Genomic DNA, 15,624 nt, shown 5'->3' with positions numbered 1-15,624 from the left:
CCCGTTATGGGGTCCATGGTGGAGAGATGGCCACTACGCATTCGCACGACCGGGTGCCCGAGGTCGGACTGCGGGGTCTGTTCCTGCGGGCCAGGCTCGATGAGCATCTGCCCGCCGAGCACCGCCTGAGCACGGTCTACCGGATCGGTGCCGGGCTCATGGGGCTGGCGCTGATCGTTTTCGGGGTCTTCGGCGTCATCCAGCGCATCGGTTTCTTCTCCACCGGGGACAACACGATCGCCGGGCTGAACGGGAACGGCGCCCTGAGCTGGCTGTCCATCGTCTTCGGCCTGCTGCTGTTCGTCGGCATGATCAAGGGCGGCAATTTCGCCTCCACCCTCAACCTGGTGGTGGGCGTCCTGTTCGTGCTGAGCGGCTTCTACAACCTCGCCGTGCTGGAGACCGGCGCCAACTTCTTGGCGTTCCGCATCCAGAACGTTCTCTTCAGCTTCGTGGTGGGGCTGTTGCTGATGTTCTTCGGGATGTACGGGCGGGTCAGCGGCCGGCTGCCGCACGACAACCCGTACTGGCAGGCCCGGCATCCGGAGCAGGCGGCCGAGGAGCGGCGGCTGCGCGAGAACGCCGCCGCCCGTCAGCACGCCCTCACGCACCGCAGTGACGCGCGAAGGCCCGGAGAATCTCCTCCCCGCAGCTGACCCCGCGCCCCTCCAGGGCGGTGACGTGCGGGGCGCTCCAGCCGGTGTCGGCGAGTTCGCCGTGCCCGGGGCGCCAGCCGGTGTCGGCGGCCAGCAGCAGGTCGGCGTCCAGCAGCGAGTCACCGGCGGCCAGCACCGTACCGGCGCCGGTGCGCCGCGCGATCTCGGCGACGGCGGCCGACTTGGTCAGCGGGCGCGGCACGGCGTACAGCTTGCGGCCCTGGAGCGAGACGGTCCAGCCGCGCGGCCCGGCCCAGTCGGCGAGTTCCTTGGCCCAGGTGTCGGGCAGCAGATCGCGCTCGACGACGAGGTAGGTGAACAGGTCCTCGGCGTCGCGCACCTTCAGCAGCCACCGGGGGTCGGCGGAGCGGCGCAGATGGTCGCGTACCTCGGCCAGGGGGGCGCATTCGGCGGCCAGGGTGCGCCGCACCTGGGCGTGCCAGTCCCAGTCGGTCTCGCCGTCCACCAGCAGATGTCCGCCGTTGGCGCAGATCGCGTACGGGGCGGGGCGGCCGGGGAAGCTGATGCGCCGGTACTGCTTGCGGGTGCGGGTGGTGGTCGGGACGAACACGGCGTGCGGCGCGGCGGTGAGCCGGGTCAGCAGCGTAGCGGCGGTCTCGGTGAGGAAGGACTGCGGCTTGCCCTGGTGGACTTCGACGCACAGCAGGCGCGGCGCGTCGGCGTCCGGCATGTCCAGGGCGAGGGCGGCGGGCGAGTAGATGAGGGTCCGGTCGAGATCGCTGGCGATGAGCGTGGGGCCGGCGGTGTCGGTCCCGGTTCCGGTGCCGGTCATCGTGCTGCCTTTCCGTCGGCGCCGGTGGCGCCCTTGGTGTACCGGGGGTGGATCAGTCCGACGCAACTGTAGGGAAGGTCGTCGGTCTCCTCGACGGGGACGCCGCGCTGTTCGGCGAGCAGCCGGATGTGGTCGAGGTCGGCGCCGGCTCCGCGCCGGGTGAGGACGCGCCACGGGACGCGGCGCAGCAGGACCCGGGTGGTCTCGCCGACGCCGGGTTTGACGAGGTTCATGTCCCCGATGCCGTACGCCTCGCTGATGCGTTCCACGGCGCGCCAGCCGGCCCAGGTGGGGGTGCGGTCGGCGGCGAGGAGTTCGGGTACGGCCCGCGCCACCTCCTCCCCCACGTGCGCGAAGCGGTCGCTGACCGTGTCCAGGAAGTGTGCGGAGCGGTCGGCCCCGGCGAGTTCGGTGTAGTGCTTGGCGCCGTGGAAGTCGTGCGGGCCGATCAGGTCGGCGCGCAGCACGGTCCGCGATATCAGCCCGGAGACCGTGGAGTTGAGGCAGGCGGAGGGGATGAGGAAGTCCTCGCGGGTGCCGTAGGTGGACACACAGCCGCCGGGGTCGGCGAGCACCGCCAGGGACGGGTCGAAACCGGGGAACGGGGCGAGGGCCTCGGTGAGTTCGCGGGTGATGGCGCCCTTGCCGGTCCAGGCGTCGACGAACACCACGTCGGCCGGGTCGTGGTGGGCGGCCAGCCAGCGCAGCGCCGTGGTGTCGATGCCGCGGCCACGCACGATGGACATGGCGTAGTGCGGGAGTTCGAGGCCGTGCGCGTGCCGGGCCCAGCGGCGCATGAGGATGCCGACCGGGGTGCCGGCGCGGGCCAGGGAGACCAGGACGGGGCGGGGGCGGCCGGTCAGCACCATGTCGGTGACGGTGCCGACGGCGGCGGCGATCCGCTGTGCGGAGGCGTCGAGCGCGGTGTGGAACAGCCGCTGGTATTCGGCGCTCGGCTGGTACTCGACGGGCAGTGATTCGGCGTAGTGGGCGCCGCCGCTCTGGATGGCCTCCTCGCGTTCCTCGGTGGGCGCCTCCAGGGAGACGTCGGTGAGGTCCTTCAGCAGCCAGGCGACCTCGTCGGGGGCGTAGGAGGAGAAGGCGGGGCCGCGCAGCGGCGGGGCGGCGGCGGGGACGGTGGCCAGCAGCACGTGCGGGGTGTGGGCGGCGAGCCGGTCCAGCAGGCCGCCGGAGGCGTGCAGTTCGGGCCGGTCGCCGGGCGAGTCGGTGAGGACGACGACGGCGTCCCAGGGGCGGCCCGCGATGTTGTAGGCGTAGCGCGGCCCGGGGCCGTCGGCGGGGTCGTCGTGGGCGGGGAAGACGAGCCGGGAGCGGATGGCGTACCCGGGGTCGTCGACGGGCAGGACGGGCGAGCGGGTGGTGCTGGAGAACCGCACCTCGACGCCGGGGGTCCGGTCCTCCAGGGCGGCGGCCAGCCGCAGCGGGACGTACAGGAACTCCTCGGTGCCCAGCACCAGGACCCGCTGGGCGCCGGGCGGCAGGGCGGCGGCGAGTTCTGCGGCGAGGCCGGGCAGCGCCCGCTCCAGGCGGCGCCGGTGCGCGGGGGTGAAGCCGTGCCGGCCGCCCTCGGGCAGCGCGCCGGGCCAGTTGGGGGCCAGGCGCCGTACGGTGCCGGTGGCGGCGGGTGCGGCCGGGGCCGGGGCCGGGTCGTCCAGTTCGGCGACCAGGGCCCGGCCGCGCTCCAGGACGTCCTGGGGCAGCACGACGTCGCCCGCGGCCAGCGAGACGACGTCGACGGTGGTGCCGAGGGAGGCGGCGAACTTCTCCAGTGCCGCGCGGTCCTCCTCGGTGCGCAGATCGGCGAGCGCGGCGACGACGTACCGTTCACGGGGCCGCAGTTGGTGCAGGGCGGTGATGGTGTTGCGCACCGTGCGGCCGGTGGACAGTTCGTCGTCCACCAGGACCAGCGCCCCGTCGGCGGCCATCAGCGCCGGGTCGGCGGGCAGCACCAGATGGCCGGTGTGGTGGCTGTGCTCCTCCTCGAACCGCACCTGGGCGACCCCGGGGACGTTACGGCGGGTGGAGTGCAGATACGTGACGCCGTCCCGCGCACCGTCGCCCGCACCGTCGCCGATGCCGTCCGCCACGCAGTGCCCCAGCCCGGTGGCGGTCTCCGCGTACCCGAGCACCACGGCCACCGGCTCGCCCGCGCCCAGCAGTTCCCGTACCCGGCGGCCGAGTTCGAGGCCGGCGCCGTACACCACCCCCGGCCGCTGCGGCACGTGCTTGCCCAGGATCCGTGACACCAGCAGGTGCGCCCGCTTGGGGTTGCGCCGCACGGCCAGGCCCAGGTGCTCGCGCGCCGCCTCACCCCGCAGCTCCACGCCGAGCCGGCGCGTCACCCACTCGCCGTTCCAGGTGGTTGCGGTCATTCGCCCTCGCCCTCCATGCCGGTGGCCAGCAGGTCGACGAAGTCGACGCCGTCCCTGGCCACGCCGAACACCTCGGCGCGGCGGATGGTCCGCTCGGCCCAGGCCCGGTGCGGCTTCACTTCGTTCATCTTGTTGGTGTAGGCGGAGCGCAGCACCCCGCCGCCGTGCGGACCGGTGCGCAGGATGTCGGCCGCGTCGCTGAACTCCTCGTGCGAGACGACCGACAGGGCGTGCACGGGGGCCACGTGCGAGGGGTGGATGCAGGTCTTGCCCATCAGGCCGTTGGCCTGGTCGAGTTCGATCTCCTGGAGCAGCCCGTCCATGTTGTGCTCGATGAGCGATTCGCGCAGCCCCTCGGCGCGCCCGCTGAAGGGACTGCGGCGCAGCTGCGGCTTGAACATCCGCTCCTGCGCCCGGAAGTACTCCCACACCGGCCCGGAGACGGTGTAGCCGGTGCCGTCGGCGCGGCCGAAGACGTTCACCACGTCCGCGATGACGGAGGCGACCAGGTGTACGTCGTAGGCGGTCATGTCGGGGGTGCGGCGCAGGCCGTACGCCGAGCAGAAGTCGGTGACGCCCAGCCGCACCGCGGGTATGCGCTCGCGGTACTTGTCCAGGACGCGGGCGGCGGCCGTCAGGTGCTCGGCGCGCGATTCGAGGTGGAGCAGCTCTGGCGACTCCAGGATGGGCATGGCGAGCAGTCGCCGTCCGCTCATCACCTCGGCGCCGGTGAGGGCTTCGAGGAAGGCGGGGCCGGCCGCGGCGGTGAACTTGGGCAGCACGAAGCCGGCCAGCAGCCGTACCGCCGTACCGAGCCTGCTGGTGAGGTCGGTGATCTGCTCGGGGGTGCGGACCCGTATGAACAGCAACGGCGGCTGATCGGCGGGGTCTTCGCGCTCCAGGCGGCCGAGCTGGCGCACCAGGTTCTCCTCGGCGCCGGGAACTTCCGCGTCGCTGATGGAGTCTTCAAGGCACAGGACCATGGACACCACGCCGGCGGCCTGCTGCTTGCGGATGTCCGAGGCGAGCCGGGGCCGGGTCGCGGGGCTGTAGAGCGTGGCGCCCAGGGCGGTGCCCAGCAGGTCAACGGGAGAGTCCAGGCTGAATTCGGCCGGCTCCTGATGGAAGAGGACGCGACGTTGCGCGGCCGATAGGTGCCCATAATGCCGCATATTTCACCCCGGACGGTCGATGTTTCCCGGGCACCCCGTCGGCAGCACCGGATCTCGGCCATCGTAAGCGGGCCGTTGTTTCACCAGTGTGGCGGCAGGCAGGATTTCTGTATGACGCACGCGCTGGACAAGGGAGCCACCGTTCGGCTGCCGGTCACCTCGGTACGGGCGGTGCTGCGCTGGTCACCGCGCGGCTCCGGCGGGGCGGACGTGGAATTGTCGGCGCTGCTGCTGGCAGACACCGGCCGGGTGCGCTCGCCGGGGGACTTCGTCTTCTACAACCAGCCTCGGCACCCCACCGGTCTGGTGCGCAGACTGCCCAAGCGGCGGGACGGCCACGGGCTGCTGGCCACGGTGGAGGCCGAGCTGGCCCGGCTGGACCCGGCGGTGGGCCGGGTGGTGCTGGCCGCCTCGGCGGAGTCCGGCTTCGACGCCGCCAGGACGCATCCGCATCTGCTGCTGTACGGGGCCTCGGCCGCCGAGCCGCTGGCCCGCTTCACGCCCGAGCCGCGGCCCGGGGAGACGGCGGTGATCTGCGGCGAGCTGTACCGCTTCGGCGGCAGCTGGAACTTCCGGGCTTCGGGGCTCGGCTTCCGGGGCGGACTCGTGTCCCTGGCCGCGGAGTTCGGCGTCACGGCCGCCGCTCCCCCGCCCCCCGAGGACCCGCGCCGCCGGGCCGGCTACGGCTATCCCCAGCCGGCAACGGCCCCGCCCGACCTCACCCTCCCACCCCAGGGCCCCCAGTTCCTGCCGCCCGGGCCGGGCTGATCCGCCTCAGAACTCGCCGCGCGGCGACTGGCCCTGCGGGGTGCTGAAGCAGGCCGACTGGAGCGTGATCTGGAGTTGGGAGGCATCACCCTGGCCGGCCAGGGTGATGTCGGCGGCGAAGTGCAGGGCGGCGTTCTCCAGGAGAAGGTGCGGGGAGCGGTTGGCGTTGGTGAGGACACCGTCCTCGACAATGGTCCAGCCCTGCGCCGGGAGGCCCTGCCGCAGCCGGTCCATGGCCTGCTCCAGCTCCTGGCGCGGCAGCCGGTGCAGGCCCCAGGCGTGGTACATCGTGAACAGCCGCTCGCGTTCGGGGTCCTCCTCGCACAGGTCGACACCGGGCCCCGGGTCGGTGACCGTCGCGCCGTCGGCCGGGGCGGCCAGCTCCAGCAGCCGCTCGGACAGGGCGCGGGTCTCCTGCCGCGCCGTCTCCACCGGCTTCTCCGCGACCGGCGCCGCGCCGTCGCCCTCACCCGGCGCGGCCTCGTTCGCTCCGTTCGTTCCGTGCTCGCTCTGCCCGTCGTGCCCGTCGTTCGTCGTCATGGTCGCGCCGCCGCATCCCGTGGTCAGTGCTGTCAGTGCCGTCAGTATCGCCAGTACGGCGGTGGCCGGGGCCGCCGGTCGCCGCCGCCCCCGTACCCCCGCGCTCATCCGAGCTCCACGTCGTCGTACCGGCCCGCGATCACCCGCGACTGATTGCGCAGGCTGAGGGAGTTCTCGTCCCAGTAGGCGCTGTGGCCCGTGGAATCGTTGGCCATGATATGCGCGCCGAACTGCTCGTCCGAGGGGACATTCGGGATCACATCGGTCTTGAGGTGGGGGATGCCGTACCGGCCGACCTCCACCCCCACGTCGTTCTCGCCCAGGAACATCCGGCCCGCGTTGGGCACCACGTCGTCGAAGGTGCCCGCCGCCATCGACCACACGTGGTCGCTGCCGACCCCCAGGTCCTTGGCGTAGGGCACCAGCATCCCGGGGCTGCCGACCGCCACGATGTCGTCGGTGGCCAGCCCGCCGTCGGAGCGCGCCGCCGCGCCCACCACCGTGCTGCCGTAGCTGTGCCCGATCACCGTCGTGTGGCCCGCGTCGGGGCCGCCCGCCGCGATCTCCAGGCCGGAGGTGAACTCCCGCAGCGCGGGCGCCCCCTCCAGCGCGTAACGGCGGTCGGTGGCCGAGGGGATGATCTCGCCCTTCTCGAAGGGCATCGCGTTCTGCGGGGCGTCGTAGCCGAGCCACATGACGGTGGACACGCTCTCGCCCATGGCCGCCATCGTGCTCTCGCGCCACAGCCGGGTGCCGCGCACCAAGTCGCCCTCGATGTTCTCCAGCCGGGCGCCGGTCCCGGGGACGTACACAGCGGTGTGGTCGGCCAGATCGGGGTTGCCGACGGCGACGATCGCCCGGCCGTTGCCCTCCGTGCCGAAGCCGAGCAGGAACGTTTCGGGAAGGCCGTTGGTACCGCCCGCCGCCAGCCGGTTCTGGATCGCCTCCATGCCCCGCGCCTGGCCCGCCAGCCGGTCGTGTACGCGCTGCCACTCCTCGTGCGCCGGGCCCCCGGCGGCCGGCTCCAGCGCCCGGTGGGCCTCCAGCTCGGTGGCGACCCGGGCCTGTTCGATCTCCAGCACACCGCGGTTCGCCCGGTCCCGCACGGCCGCGGGCAGCCCGTCCAGCGCCCCGAGGGCGGCCGGGAACAGCGCCAGATAGGTCTCCTGCTCGCGCTCGCTCAGCGCGTTCCACCAGGCGGCGTTCTCCCCCGCCGGGGCCCCGGCGGGGATGTCGTCCGCCGAGAGCAGTCCGGTGAGCGCGGCACCCACGGTGCGCAGGTCCTCGCCCGCGTCGGCCCACATCGCCTCGGTGATCCGCAGGCCGGGTTCGACGACGAGGGCGGCCAGGGTCCGCGCGTACCGCTCGTCGACCTCCTCCGCCTGCCGCAGCGCGCGCCCGATGCGCTGGGCCAGGCCCTGCGCGGAGATGGCGTGCGGGCCGCCGATCAGGGCGCGCACCGAGTCCAGGTAGTCGCCCAGCCGGCCGCCGCCCCCGCCGGTCGCGGTGCCGCCCTGCCAGCCGGGTTCGCCGTCCTCGCCCGCGATCGCGGGGAAGGTGACGGAGCCGTCCTCCCCGACCGGGTAGCCGCGCTCGGCCGCCTCCTCCAGGGCGGACCGCAACCGCCGCTGGGCGTCGGCCAGTTCCTCGGCGAGGCCGCCCAGGGCGGCACACACCAGGCCGGACTGGAGGCGCGCGTACTCGCAGTTGTCGGCGAGCACGGTGACGCGGCCGAGAGCGGCGGTGACGGTCTCCCCCGACCGTTCGCGCAGCACGTCCGCCATCTCCTGGTCGACGAACTCCTTGGCCGTACCCGCCCAGGTGGTGAACTGCGACCAGTTCTCGGCCTCGGAGGCGAAGTCGGCCGGGCGGGCGGAGTTCAGCTGCGAGACGGTGATCACGAAGGCCCCGCCTCCTGCTCCAGGCGCGCGCCGAGCGCGGCGAAGCCGGCCTGGATGCCGGCCTCGGTGGCCTCGAAGTTCCCGGCGGTGGTCACCAGGCCGTGCTCCATGCCGGACGCCTCGTCCCGTACGGTGCCCAGCCGCTCCTCCCAGCTGGCGCGGACCTCGCGCAGCCGGGCCACCGCCTCGAACCCGCCGCCGGGGGCGGCCCCTTCGCCCTCGGCGGTGCGCAGCAACCGCAGCAGTACGTCCAGATTCCCGGCGACCACGCCGGAGTTGATCGACAGGCCCCGCAACTCGCCCGGATCGACTTCCAGTCCGTTCGACAACGTCAGCTCCCCGCATCAGCCATTCGGCAGCAGGAAGCTATCAGTGGCGTGCACGGACCGGCATGAGTACCGGTACTCAGATCGGCGCGGTCACCGTCGGGCGGCGCAGCTGTTCAGGCGCGGCCGGCCTTCCGCCCCCGCGCCCAGGACATGCCCCAGCCGTACAGGTGGTCGATCTCGGACTGGAAGCCGTAGGTGTACTTCACCTGCCGGCGGGCCACCAGGGCGCCGTCCGCCTCGTGTTCGATGAGGACCACCGCGCACGAGTGCGCCTGGTCCGGCGGGTCGGTGAGGCCGATCTCGACGTGCTTGCCGTCGCTCGTCACCAGCGTGATGACCACATTGGCGCGGCTGAAGGCGGCCACCCCGTCGTAGATGTAGACGAAGATCAGCAGCCGCTTGATCTCGTCCTTGTTGTCGAGGTTGATGTACATCTGCTCGCCCGAGGCGGTGCCGAACCGGTCGTCACCGCTGAGCTTGATGTACGGCGGCTCGCCGAAGTCCCCGGTCAGCCCGCCGAGCGGCTGCACCACACCCTTGGTGCCGTTCGTCAGCTCGTACAGGCAGCCCAGGTCGAAGTCGACGTTGGCGAGCCCCTGGGTGTGCCCCTGGATCTCGGCCGGCTTGAACAGCTCCAGCGGGTGCCGCCAAGCGTTCAGCTTGCGGTGGCTGGAGCCGCCCAGCTCGGTGCGCATCCGCCAGGAGAGGTCCACCCGCAGGGTGCCGGTGTCGGCACCGCGCCGGGTGAGGGAGAACTCCGGGTAGCGCTTGGTGAGTTCGTACGCGTAGCTGGCCGCGCCACCCACCGTGTCGAACTTCTGCGCCGGCTCCCGGCTGCGCCTCAGATAGCTCCACAGCGACGCCATGTCCCACTCCACCCGCCCTCGTACCCACATACCCATGGCGGGGCGCCCTGGGCATGTGGCCCAGCGGCGCCCCGCCTGTTAGGTTTCCGCAATCGCGCGGTGCTCACACCCCGGAGGGTATGGCGGATTTCCCGGAGTCCACTCCGCCGCCGTCCCCGTCGTCCCCGCCGCCGCGGCGGGTGGCCGCGTCGGCGCGGTTGGCCCGTACCGAGGACCAGAACGACAGGCCGATCAGCGCGACCCCGACGCCGCCGGTGACCACCTCCGGCAGGTGCCAGCGGATGCTCACCAGCAGCATGGTGGCGAGCGCGCCGATCGCGTAGTGCGCGCCGTGCTCCAGGTAGCGGTACTCGTCCAGCGTGCCCTCGCGCACCAGGTAGATGGTGAGCGACCGCACGTACATGGCCCCTATGCCCAGGCCGAGCGCCATCCAGAAGATGTGGTTGGTGATGGCGAAGGCGCCGATGACCCCGTCGAAGGAGAAGGAGGCGTCGAGGACTTCGAGGTAGAGGAAGAGGAAGAAGGCGGCCCGGCCGGCCAGGCCGACCATCGTGGGCTGCTGCCCGGCGGCCTTGGCCTCCTCGGCCCTGGCCTCGGCCTTGGCCTCCTCACGCTCCTCGTCCTCCTCCAGCTTGTTCTCGAAGAACCCGGAGAGCCCGCCGACCACCAGATAGGTGAGCACACCGGCGAGGCCGGCCAGCAGCACCGTGCTCGACTCGTCGGAGTACGTACCGCCGTGCTGGTAGGCGTGCGTGGCGACCGTGCTGGCGGTCAGCAGCAGCGCGGCCAGGGCCACGCCCACCGCGAAGGAGTCGATCCGGCCGAGCTTGGCCAGCGGGCGTTCCAGCCTGCCCAGCCAGTGGACGTCGCGCTCCTCGAAGATGAAGTTGAGGAAGATCATCAGCAGGAACATGCCACCGAAGGCGGCGATGGACGGATGAGCGTCCGTCACCATCTCCTGGTACTGATCGGGGTTGTCGAGCGCGAGCTGCACCGCGTCGATGGGCCCGATACCCGCCGTGACGCTGACGATGGCGACCGGGAAGACCAGCCGCATGCCGAACACCGCGATGAGGATGCCGATGGTGAGGAAGATGCGCTGCCAGAAGGCGTTCATCTTCTTCAGCACACCGGCGTTGACCACCGCGTTGTCGAAGGAGAGGGAGATTTCAAGGACCGAGAGGATCGCGACGACGGCGAACCCCTCCCACCCCCAGAAGTAAAAAGCTGCCGCCAGTCCGATGGCGGTGACCCCGAAGGACCAGCCGAAGGTTTTCAGTATCACTAGAAGTCCTGTCTCCCACGCCGGGCGTCACGGCGCCGTATCACGGGTCAGACGTTGACGCCATAATCGAGTGCGATGCCCCGCAGTCCCGAGGCGTAGCCCTGCCCGATGGCGCGGAACTTCCATTCGCCACCGTGCCGGTACAGCTCCCCGAAGACCATCGCCGTTTCCGTCGAGGCGTCCTCGGTCAGGTCGTAGCGGGCCAGCTCGCGGCCGTCCGCCTGGTTGATGATGCGGATGTACGCACCGAAGACCTGGCCGAAGTTCTGCTGGCGGGAGTCGGCGTCGTAGATCGAGACCGGGAAGACGACCTTGTCCACCTCGAGGGGGATGTTCGCCAGGTCGACCTTGATCTCCTCCTCGTCGCCGCCGTCCGCGTTGCCGCCGACCAGTTCGTCGCCCATGTGCTCGACGGAGCCGTCGGGGCTCTTGAGGTTGTTGAAGAAGATGAAGTGCTGGTCGCTGATGACCTTGCCCAGGGTGTTGGTCAGCAGGGCACTGGCGTCCAGGTCGAAGTCCGCTCCGGTGGTGGTGCGTGCCTGCCAGCCCAGGCCCACGGTCACCGCCGTCAGATTCGGGGCCTCCTTGGTCAGCGAGACATTGCCGCCCTTGGTAAGGCTGACTCCCACGGTGTCCTCCAGTCCGTTGGTATGCGTGTGCGAAAGCGCGTCGGGGGACGCACGAACCGTCCCCAATATGTCATTACGACGCGCTGGGTGGTGATCCGGGTTACAGCGCCTTGAGAGCGGCGACGTACTCCTCGATGTCCCGCGCGTCCGGAAGGCCGTTGACGACCGTCCAGCGGACGACGCCCTCCTTGTCGATGATGAACGTGCCGCGCACCGCGCAGCCCTTGTCCTCGTCGAAGACGCCGTACGCGCGGGAGGTCTCGCCGTGCGGCCAGAAGTCGGACAGCAGCGGGTACTCCAGGCCCTCCTGCTCGGCGAACACCCGCAGCGAGAACGCGGAGTCGTTGGAGACGGCCAGCAGCTGGACATCGTCGTTGACGAAGGTCGGCAGCTCATCGCGCAGGGCGCACAGCTCGCCGGTGCACACACCGGTGAACGCGAAGGGGTAGAACAGCAGGACGACGTTCTTCTCGCCCCGGAAGGACGAGAGCGTGACGGTCTGGCCGTGCTGGTTCTTCAGGGTGAAGTCGGGCGCCTTGGTGCCGGGCTCAATCGCCATGGACGGACATCCGTTTCGGTGTCGGTTGCAGGTGTCGCGCCCAGCCTACGTTGCGGCCCCCGGCGGCCGGGATGGCGCCGGGGGCCGTGCACCGCGCTACTTCTTGCGGGCCGCCTTGGGGGTCAGCAGACGGCTGCCCGTCCAGTCCTTGCCGGCGTTGAGGTTCTTCGTCTGGGCCAGACCGGCGGTCTTGGCGGCCTCGCCGATCTCGCTGGGCTCGATGTAACCGTCCCGGCCCGGCTTGGGCGTCAGCAGCACGATCTGCCCGTCCTCGTCGAGCAGCCCGATGGCATCCACCAGCGCGTCGGTCAGATCGCCGTCGTCCTCGCGGAACCACAGCAGCACCACGTCGGCGACGTCGTCATAGTCCTCATCGACGAGATCCTGGCCCGTGGTGGCCTCGATCACCTCGCGGAGCTCTTCCTCGGCGTCGTCGTCGTAGCCGATCTCCTGGACCACCATTCCGGGCTGGAAACCCAGCCTCACGGCAAGGTTGGTCTCCGCGTGGTCCGCGGTCGCGCTCACGGATTGCTCCTGTCCTGTCTCAGTCAGTACGGTTCGGGCCCGCGCGTTGACGCGCGGCTTTGCCGTAGTCCACACGGGCCGGGCGAATCGCGCAAGTACCCGGCCCGGCGAACCCGGCCCGTCGTTGACGCCCCGGGCCCGTGTCGGCCATGGTTGCGTGATCTGCGTCATAGTGGCAGACGCCGCTCGCGCGGGTGGCGGCACCCCGGTGTGCTGGGCCCAGGAGCGGCCGGATGGCGGTACGCGGGCCATGTCCACCGGAGTGGGGAATACCGCCCGGTAGAGATGTTTTCCCGGCGCCGCCCGGTACACGATGGAACGGTGGGAAACGCCGCGGACGTTGGATATGACACGAGACGCCCGTGGCGCCCCACCCGGCACACTCCCCACATCCGACACATCCGACACACCGACATCCCACCAGAACCCCACACTCCCAGCGAAGGACGTGAAGGAACAGCGTGGCTTCCGGATCCGATCGCAACCCGATCATCATTGGCGGTCTGCCCAGCCAGGTCCCGGATTTCGACCCCGAGGAGACCCGGGAATGGCTCGACTCGCTCGACGCCGCCGTCGACGAGCGCGGCCGGGAGCGGGCCCGCTACCTCATGCTCCGGCTGATCGAACGCGCCCGCGAGAAGCGCGTCGCGGTGCCGGAGATGAGCGGCACCGATTATGTGAACACCATCGCGACCCGGGACGAGCCGTTCTTCCCCGGCAATGAGGAGATCGAACGCAAGATCCTCAACGCCACCCGCTGGAACGCGGCCGTCACCGTCTCCCGCGCCCAGCGGCCCGGCATCGGGGTCGGCGGGCACATCGCCACCTTCGCGTCCTCCGCCTCCCTGTACGACGTGGGCTTCAACCACTTCTTCCGGGGCAAGGACGACGGCGACGGCGGGGACCAGATCTTCTTCCAGGGGCACGCCTCACCGGGCATCTACGCCCGTGCGTTCCTCCTGGACCGCCTGACGGAGCGCAACCTGGACGGGTTCCGGCAGGAACGCTCCAAGGCCCCGTACGGCCTCTCCAGCTACCCGCATCCGCGGATGATGCCGGACTTCTGGGAGTTCCCGACCGTCTCCATGGGCCTGGGCCCGATCGGCGCGATCTACCAGGCCCGGATGAACCGCTACATGCAGGCGCGGGGCCTCGGCGACACCTCGCGCTCCCATGTGTGGGCGTTCCTGGGCGACGGCGAGATGGACGAGCCGGAGTCGCTGGGCCAGCTGACGATCGCGGCCCGCGAGAGCCTGGACAACCTCACCTTCGTCGTCAACTGCAACCTCCAGCGTCTTGACGGCCCGGTCCGCGGCAACGGCAAGATCATCCAGGAGCTGGAGTCGGTCTTCCGGGGCGCCGGCTGGAACGTCATCAAGCTGGTGTGGGACCGCTCGTGGGACCCGCTGCTGGCCCAGGACCGGGACGGGGTGCTGGTCAACAAGCTGAACACCACCCCGGACGGGCAGTTCCAGACGTACGCCACCGAGACCGGCGGCTACATCCGCGACCACTTCTTCGGCGGCGACCAGCGGCTGCGGGCCATGGTCGAGCACATGACGGACGACCAGATCCTGCATCTGGGGCGCGGCGGGCACGACCACCGCAAGATCTACGCGGCGTACCGGGCGGCCAAGGAGCACCAGGGGCAGCCGACGGTCATCCTGGCGCAGACGGTCAAGGGCTGGACGCTGGGCCCGAACTTCGAGGGCCGCAACGCCACCCATCAGATGAAGAAGCTCACGGTCGATGACCTGAAGGGCTTCCGCGACCGGCTGCGGCTGCCGATCCCGGACAGCGATCTGGAGGAGGGCCTGCCGCCGTACTACCACCCGGGGCGGGAGTCGGAGGAGATCCAGTACATGCACGACCGGCGCCGGGAGCTGGGCGGCTACGTGCCCACCCGGGTGAACCGGGCGCGCCCGCTGAAGCTGCCGCAGGAGGGCGTGTACGCGGCGCTGCGCAAGGGCAGCGGGCAGCAGTCGATCGCGACGACGATGGCGTTCGTGCGGCTGCTGCGGGACCTGATGCGGGACAAGGGGATCGGCGACCGTTTCGTGCCGATCGCGCCGGACGAGTACCGCACCTTCGGCATGGACTCGCTCTTCCCGTCCGCGAAGATCTACAACCCGCTGGGGCAGACGTACGAGTCGGTGGACCGCGAGCTGCTGCTGTCGTACAAGGAGTCGCCGACCGGGCAGCTGCTGCACGACGGGATCACGGAGGCGGGGTGCACGGCGTCGCTGATCGCGGCGGGGTCGGCGTACGCGACGCACGGCGAGCCGCTGATCCCGGTGTACGTCTTCTACTCGATGTTCGGTTTCCAGCGCACTGGTGATCAGTTCTGGCAGATGGCCGATCAGCTGGCGCGCGGTTTCGTCCTGGGCGCGACCGCCGGCCGTACGACGCTGACCGGTGAGGGGACGCAGCACGCGGACGGCCACTCCCAGCTGCTGGCGTCCACCAACCCCGCGTGTGTGGCGTACGACCCGGCGTTCGGCTTCGAGATCGCCCACATCGTGCGGGACGGGCTGCGCCGGATGTACGGCCCCGACGCCGAGGACGTCTTCTACTACCTGACCGTCTACAACGAGCCCATCCAGCACCCGGCCGAGCCGCAGGGGGTGGACATCGAGGGGCTGCTGAAGGGCCTGTACCACTACCGCACGGCCCCCGGCGGCACCGTGCCGGCGCGGATCCTGGCCTCGGGCGTCGCGGTGCCGTGGGCGGTGGAGGCGCAGCGCATCCTGGCCGAGGAGTGGGACGTACGGGCGGATGTGTGGTCGGCGACCTCCTGGACCGAGCTGCGGCGGGACGCGCTGGCGGCCGAGGAGCACAATCTGCTGCACCCGGAGGAGGAGCCGCGGGTGCCGTACGTGACCCGGGCGCTGCACGACGACCACGGACCGGTGCTGGCCGTCTCCGACTGGATGCGGGCGGTTCCCGACCAGATCTCGCGCTGGGTGCCCGGTACGTACCAGTCGCTGGGCGCGGACGGTTTCGGCTTCGCCGACACCCGGGGCGCGGCGCGGCGCTTCTTCCACATCGACGCCCCGTCGATCGTGCTCGGGGTGCTGACCGAACTGGTGCGGGAGGGCAAGCTGAACCGCTCGGTGCTCCGCACAGCAATCGATCGCTATCAGTTGCTGGATGTTGCCGCCGCGCACCCCGGAACGGCCGGAGGCGACGCGTAAGTACCACATAAAGG

14 protein-coding genes are annotated in these 15,624 nt (G+C 71.1%); 3 read left to right on the top strand and 11 right to left on the bottom strand.

Features of this window, described 5'->3' with window-relative positions:
• Positions 1-26 precede the first annotated feature (26 nt).
• A complete protein-coding gene (locus tag H7827_RS22225) occupies positions 27-656 on the top strand; it encodes a DUF4383 domain-containing protein (protein ID WP_200367477.1) in 630 nt (209 codons plus the stop codon).
• On the opposite strand, the gene H7827_RS22220 is transcribed toward H7827_RS22225, so the two are convergent.
• The 3 genes from H7827_RS22220 to H7827_RS22210 are packed head-to-tail and all read right to left on the bottom strand — an operon-like array spanning position 604 to position 5,014.
• Complete coding sequence (locus H7827_RS22220; RefSeq protein WP_432747092.1) at positions 604-1,449, bottom strand: HAD family hydrolase; 846 nt, start codon at positions 1,447-1,449, stop codon at positions 604-606. The genes H7827_RS22225 and H7827_RS22220 overlap by 53 nt on opposite strands.
• Entirely contained in the window at positions 1,446-3,842 is a 2,397-nt protein-coding gene (locus H7827_RS22215) for a phosphoribosyltransferase (protein ID WP_432747091.1), read from the bottom strand. The genes H7827_RS22220 and H7827_RS22215 overlap by 4 nt, the downstream gene beginning before the upstream one ends.
• Positions 3,839-5,014 (bottom strand): HpcH/HpaI aldolase/citrate lyase family protein, encoded by a 1,176-nt coding sequence (locus tag H7827_RS22210; RefSeq protein ID WP_030726372.1) that lies wholly within the window; start codon positions 5,012-5,014, stop codon positions 3,839-3,841. Before H7827_RS22210 ends, H7827_RS22215 begins: the two co-directional genes overlap by 4 nt.
• A 111-nt stretch (positions 5,015-5,125) precedes the next feature.
• Here H7827_RS22210 and H7827_RS22205 point away from each other — a divergent pair, with 111 nt between their 5' ends.
• The gene (locus H7827_RS22205; protein WP_432747090.1) at positions 5,126-5,782 is read left to right on the top strand and encodes a TerD family protein; all 657 of its coding nucleotides are present in this window, start codon (positions 5,126-5,128) and stop codon (positions 5,780-5,782) included.
• Between the two features lie 6 nt (positions 5,783-5,788).
• On the opposite strand, the gene H7827_RS22200 is transcribed toward H7827_RS22205, so the two are convergent.
• The 8 genes from H7827_RS22200 to H7827_RS22165 form a co-directional block, all read right to left on the bottom strand.
• A complete protein-coding gene (locus H7827_RS22200; protein WP_432747089.1) occupies positions 5,789-6,430 on the bottom strand; it encodes a hypothetical protein in 642 nt (213 codons plus the stop codon).
• Entirely contained in the window at positions 6,427-8,223 is a 1,797-nt protein-coding gene (locus tag H7827_RS22195) for an alpha/beta hydrolase (RefSeq protein WP_432747088.1), read from the bottom strand. Before H7827_RS22195 ends, H7827_RS22200 begins: the two co-directional genes overlap by 4 nt.
• A complete protein-coding gene (locus tag H7827_RS22190) occupies positions 8,220-8,552 on the bottom strand; it encodes a hypothetical protein (RefSeq protein ID WP_432747087.1) in 333 nt (110 codons plus the stop codon). The genes H7827_RS22195 and H7827_RS22190 overlap by 4 nt, the downstream gene beginning before the upstream one ends.
• 113 nt (positions 8,553-8,665) lie before the next feature.
• Positions 8,666-9,418 carry a Tellurium resistance gene (locus tag H7827_RS22185; protein WP_386536521.1) on the bottom strand — a complete coding sequence of 251 codons (753 nt, stop codon included), beginning with the start codon at positions 9,416-9,418 and terminating at the stop codon, positions 8,666-8,668.
• 103 nt (positions 9,419-9,521) lie between these two features.
• Entirely contained in the window at positions 9,522-10,703 is a 1,182-nt protein-coding gene (locus tag H7827_RS22180) for a DUF475 domain-containing protein (RefSeq protein WP_030726355.1), read from the bottom strand.
• A gap of 47 nt (positions 10,704-10,750) precedes the next feature.
• Positions 10,751-11,332, bottom strand: coding sequence for a TerD family protein (locus tag H7827_RS22175; RefSeq protein WP_030726353.1), 582 nt, complete (start codon positions 11,330-11,332; stop codon positions 10,751-10,753).
• 100 nt (positions 11,333-11,432) lie between these two features.
• A complete protein-coding gene (locus H7827_RS22170) occupies positions 11,433-11,891 on the bottom strand; it encodes a peroxiredoxin (RefSeq protein WP_386536524.1) in 459 nt (152 codons plus the stop codon).
• A 96-nt stretch (positions 11,892-11,987) separates the two neighbouring features.
• Positions 11,988-12,416 carry a DUF3052 domain-containing protein gene (locus H7827_RS22165; protein WP_030726347.1) on the bottom strand — a complete coding sequence of 143 codons (429 nt, stop codon included), beginning with the start codon at positions 12,414-12,416 and terminating at the stop codon, positions 11,988-11,990.
• Between the two features lie 461 nt (positions 12,417-12,877).
• Between H7827_RS22165 and aceE the strand changes: the two genes are divergently transcribed.
• The gene (aceE, locus tag H7827_RS22160) at positions 12,878-15,610 is read left to right on the top strand and encodes a pyruvate dehydrogenase (acetyl-transferring), homodimeric type (protein ID WP_432747086.1); all 2,733 of its coding nucleotides are present in this window, start codon (positions 12,878-12,880) and stop codon (positions 15,608-15,610) included.
• Positions 15,611-15,624: the final 14 nt, after the last annotated feature.

This window comes from Streptomyces sp. JH002 (genome assembly GCF_050916115.1).
Lineage (GTDB): Bacteria > Actinomycetota > Actinomycetes > Streptomycetales > Streptomycetaceae > Streptomyces > Streptomyces xiamenensis.
The sequence above is the reverse complement of the archived record's forward strand: the minus strand, read 5'-3'. Positions and strand labels throughout refer to the sequence as shown.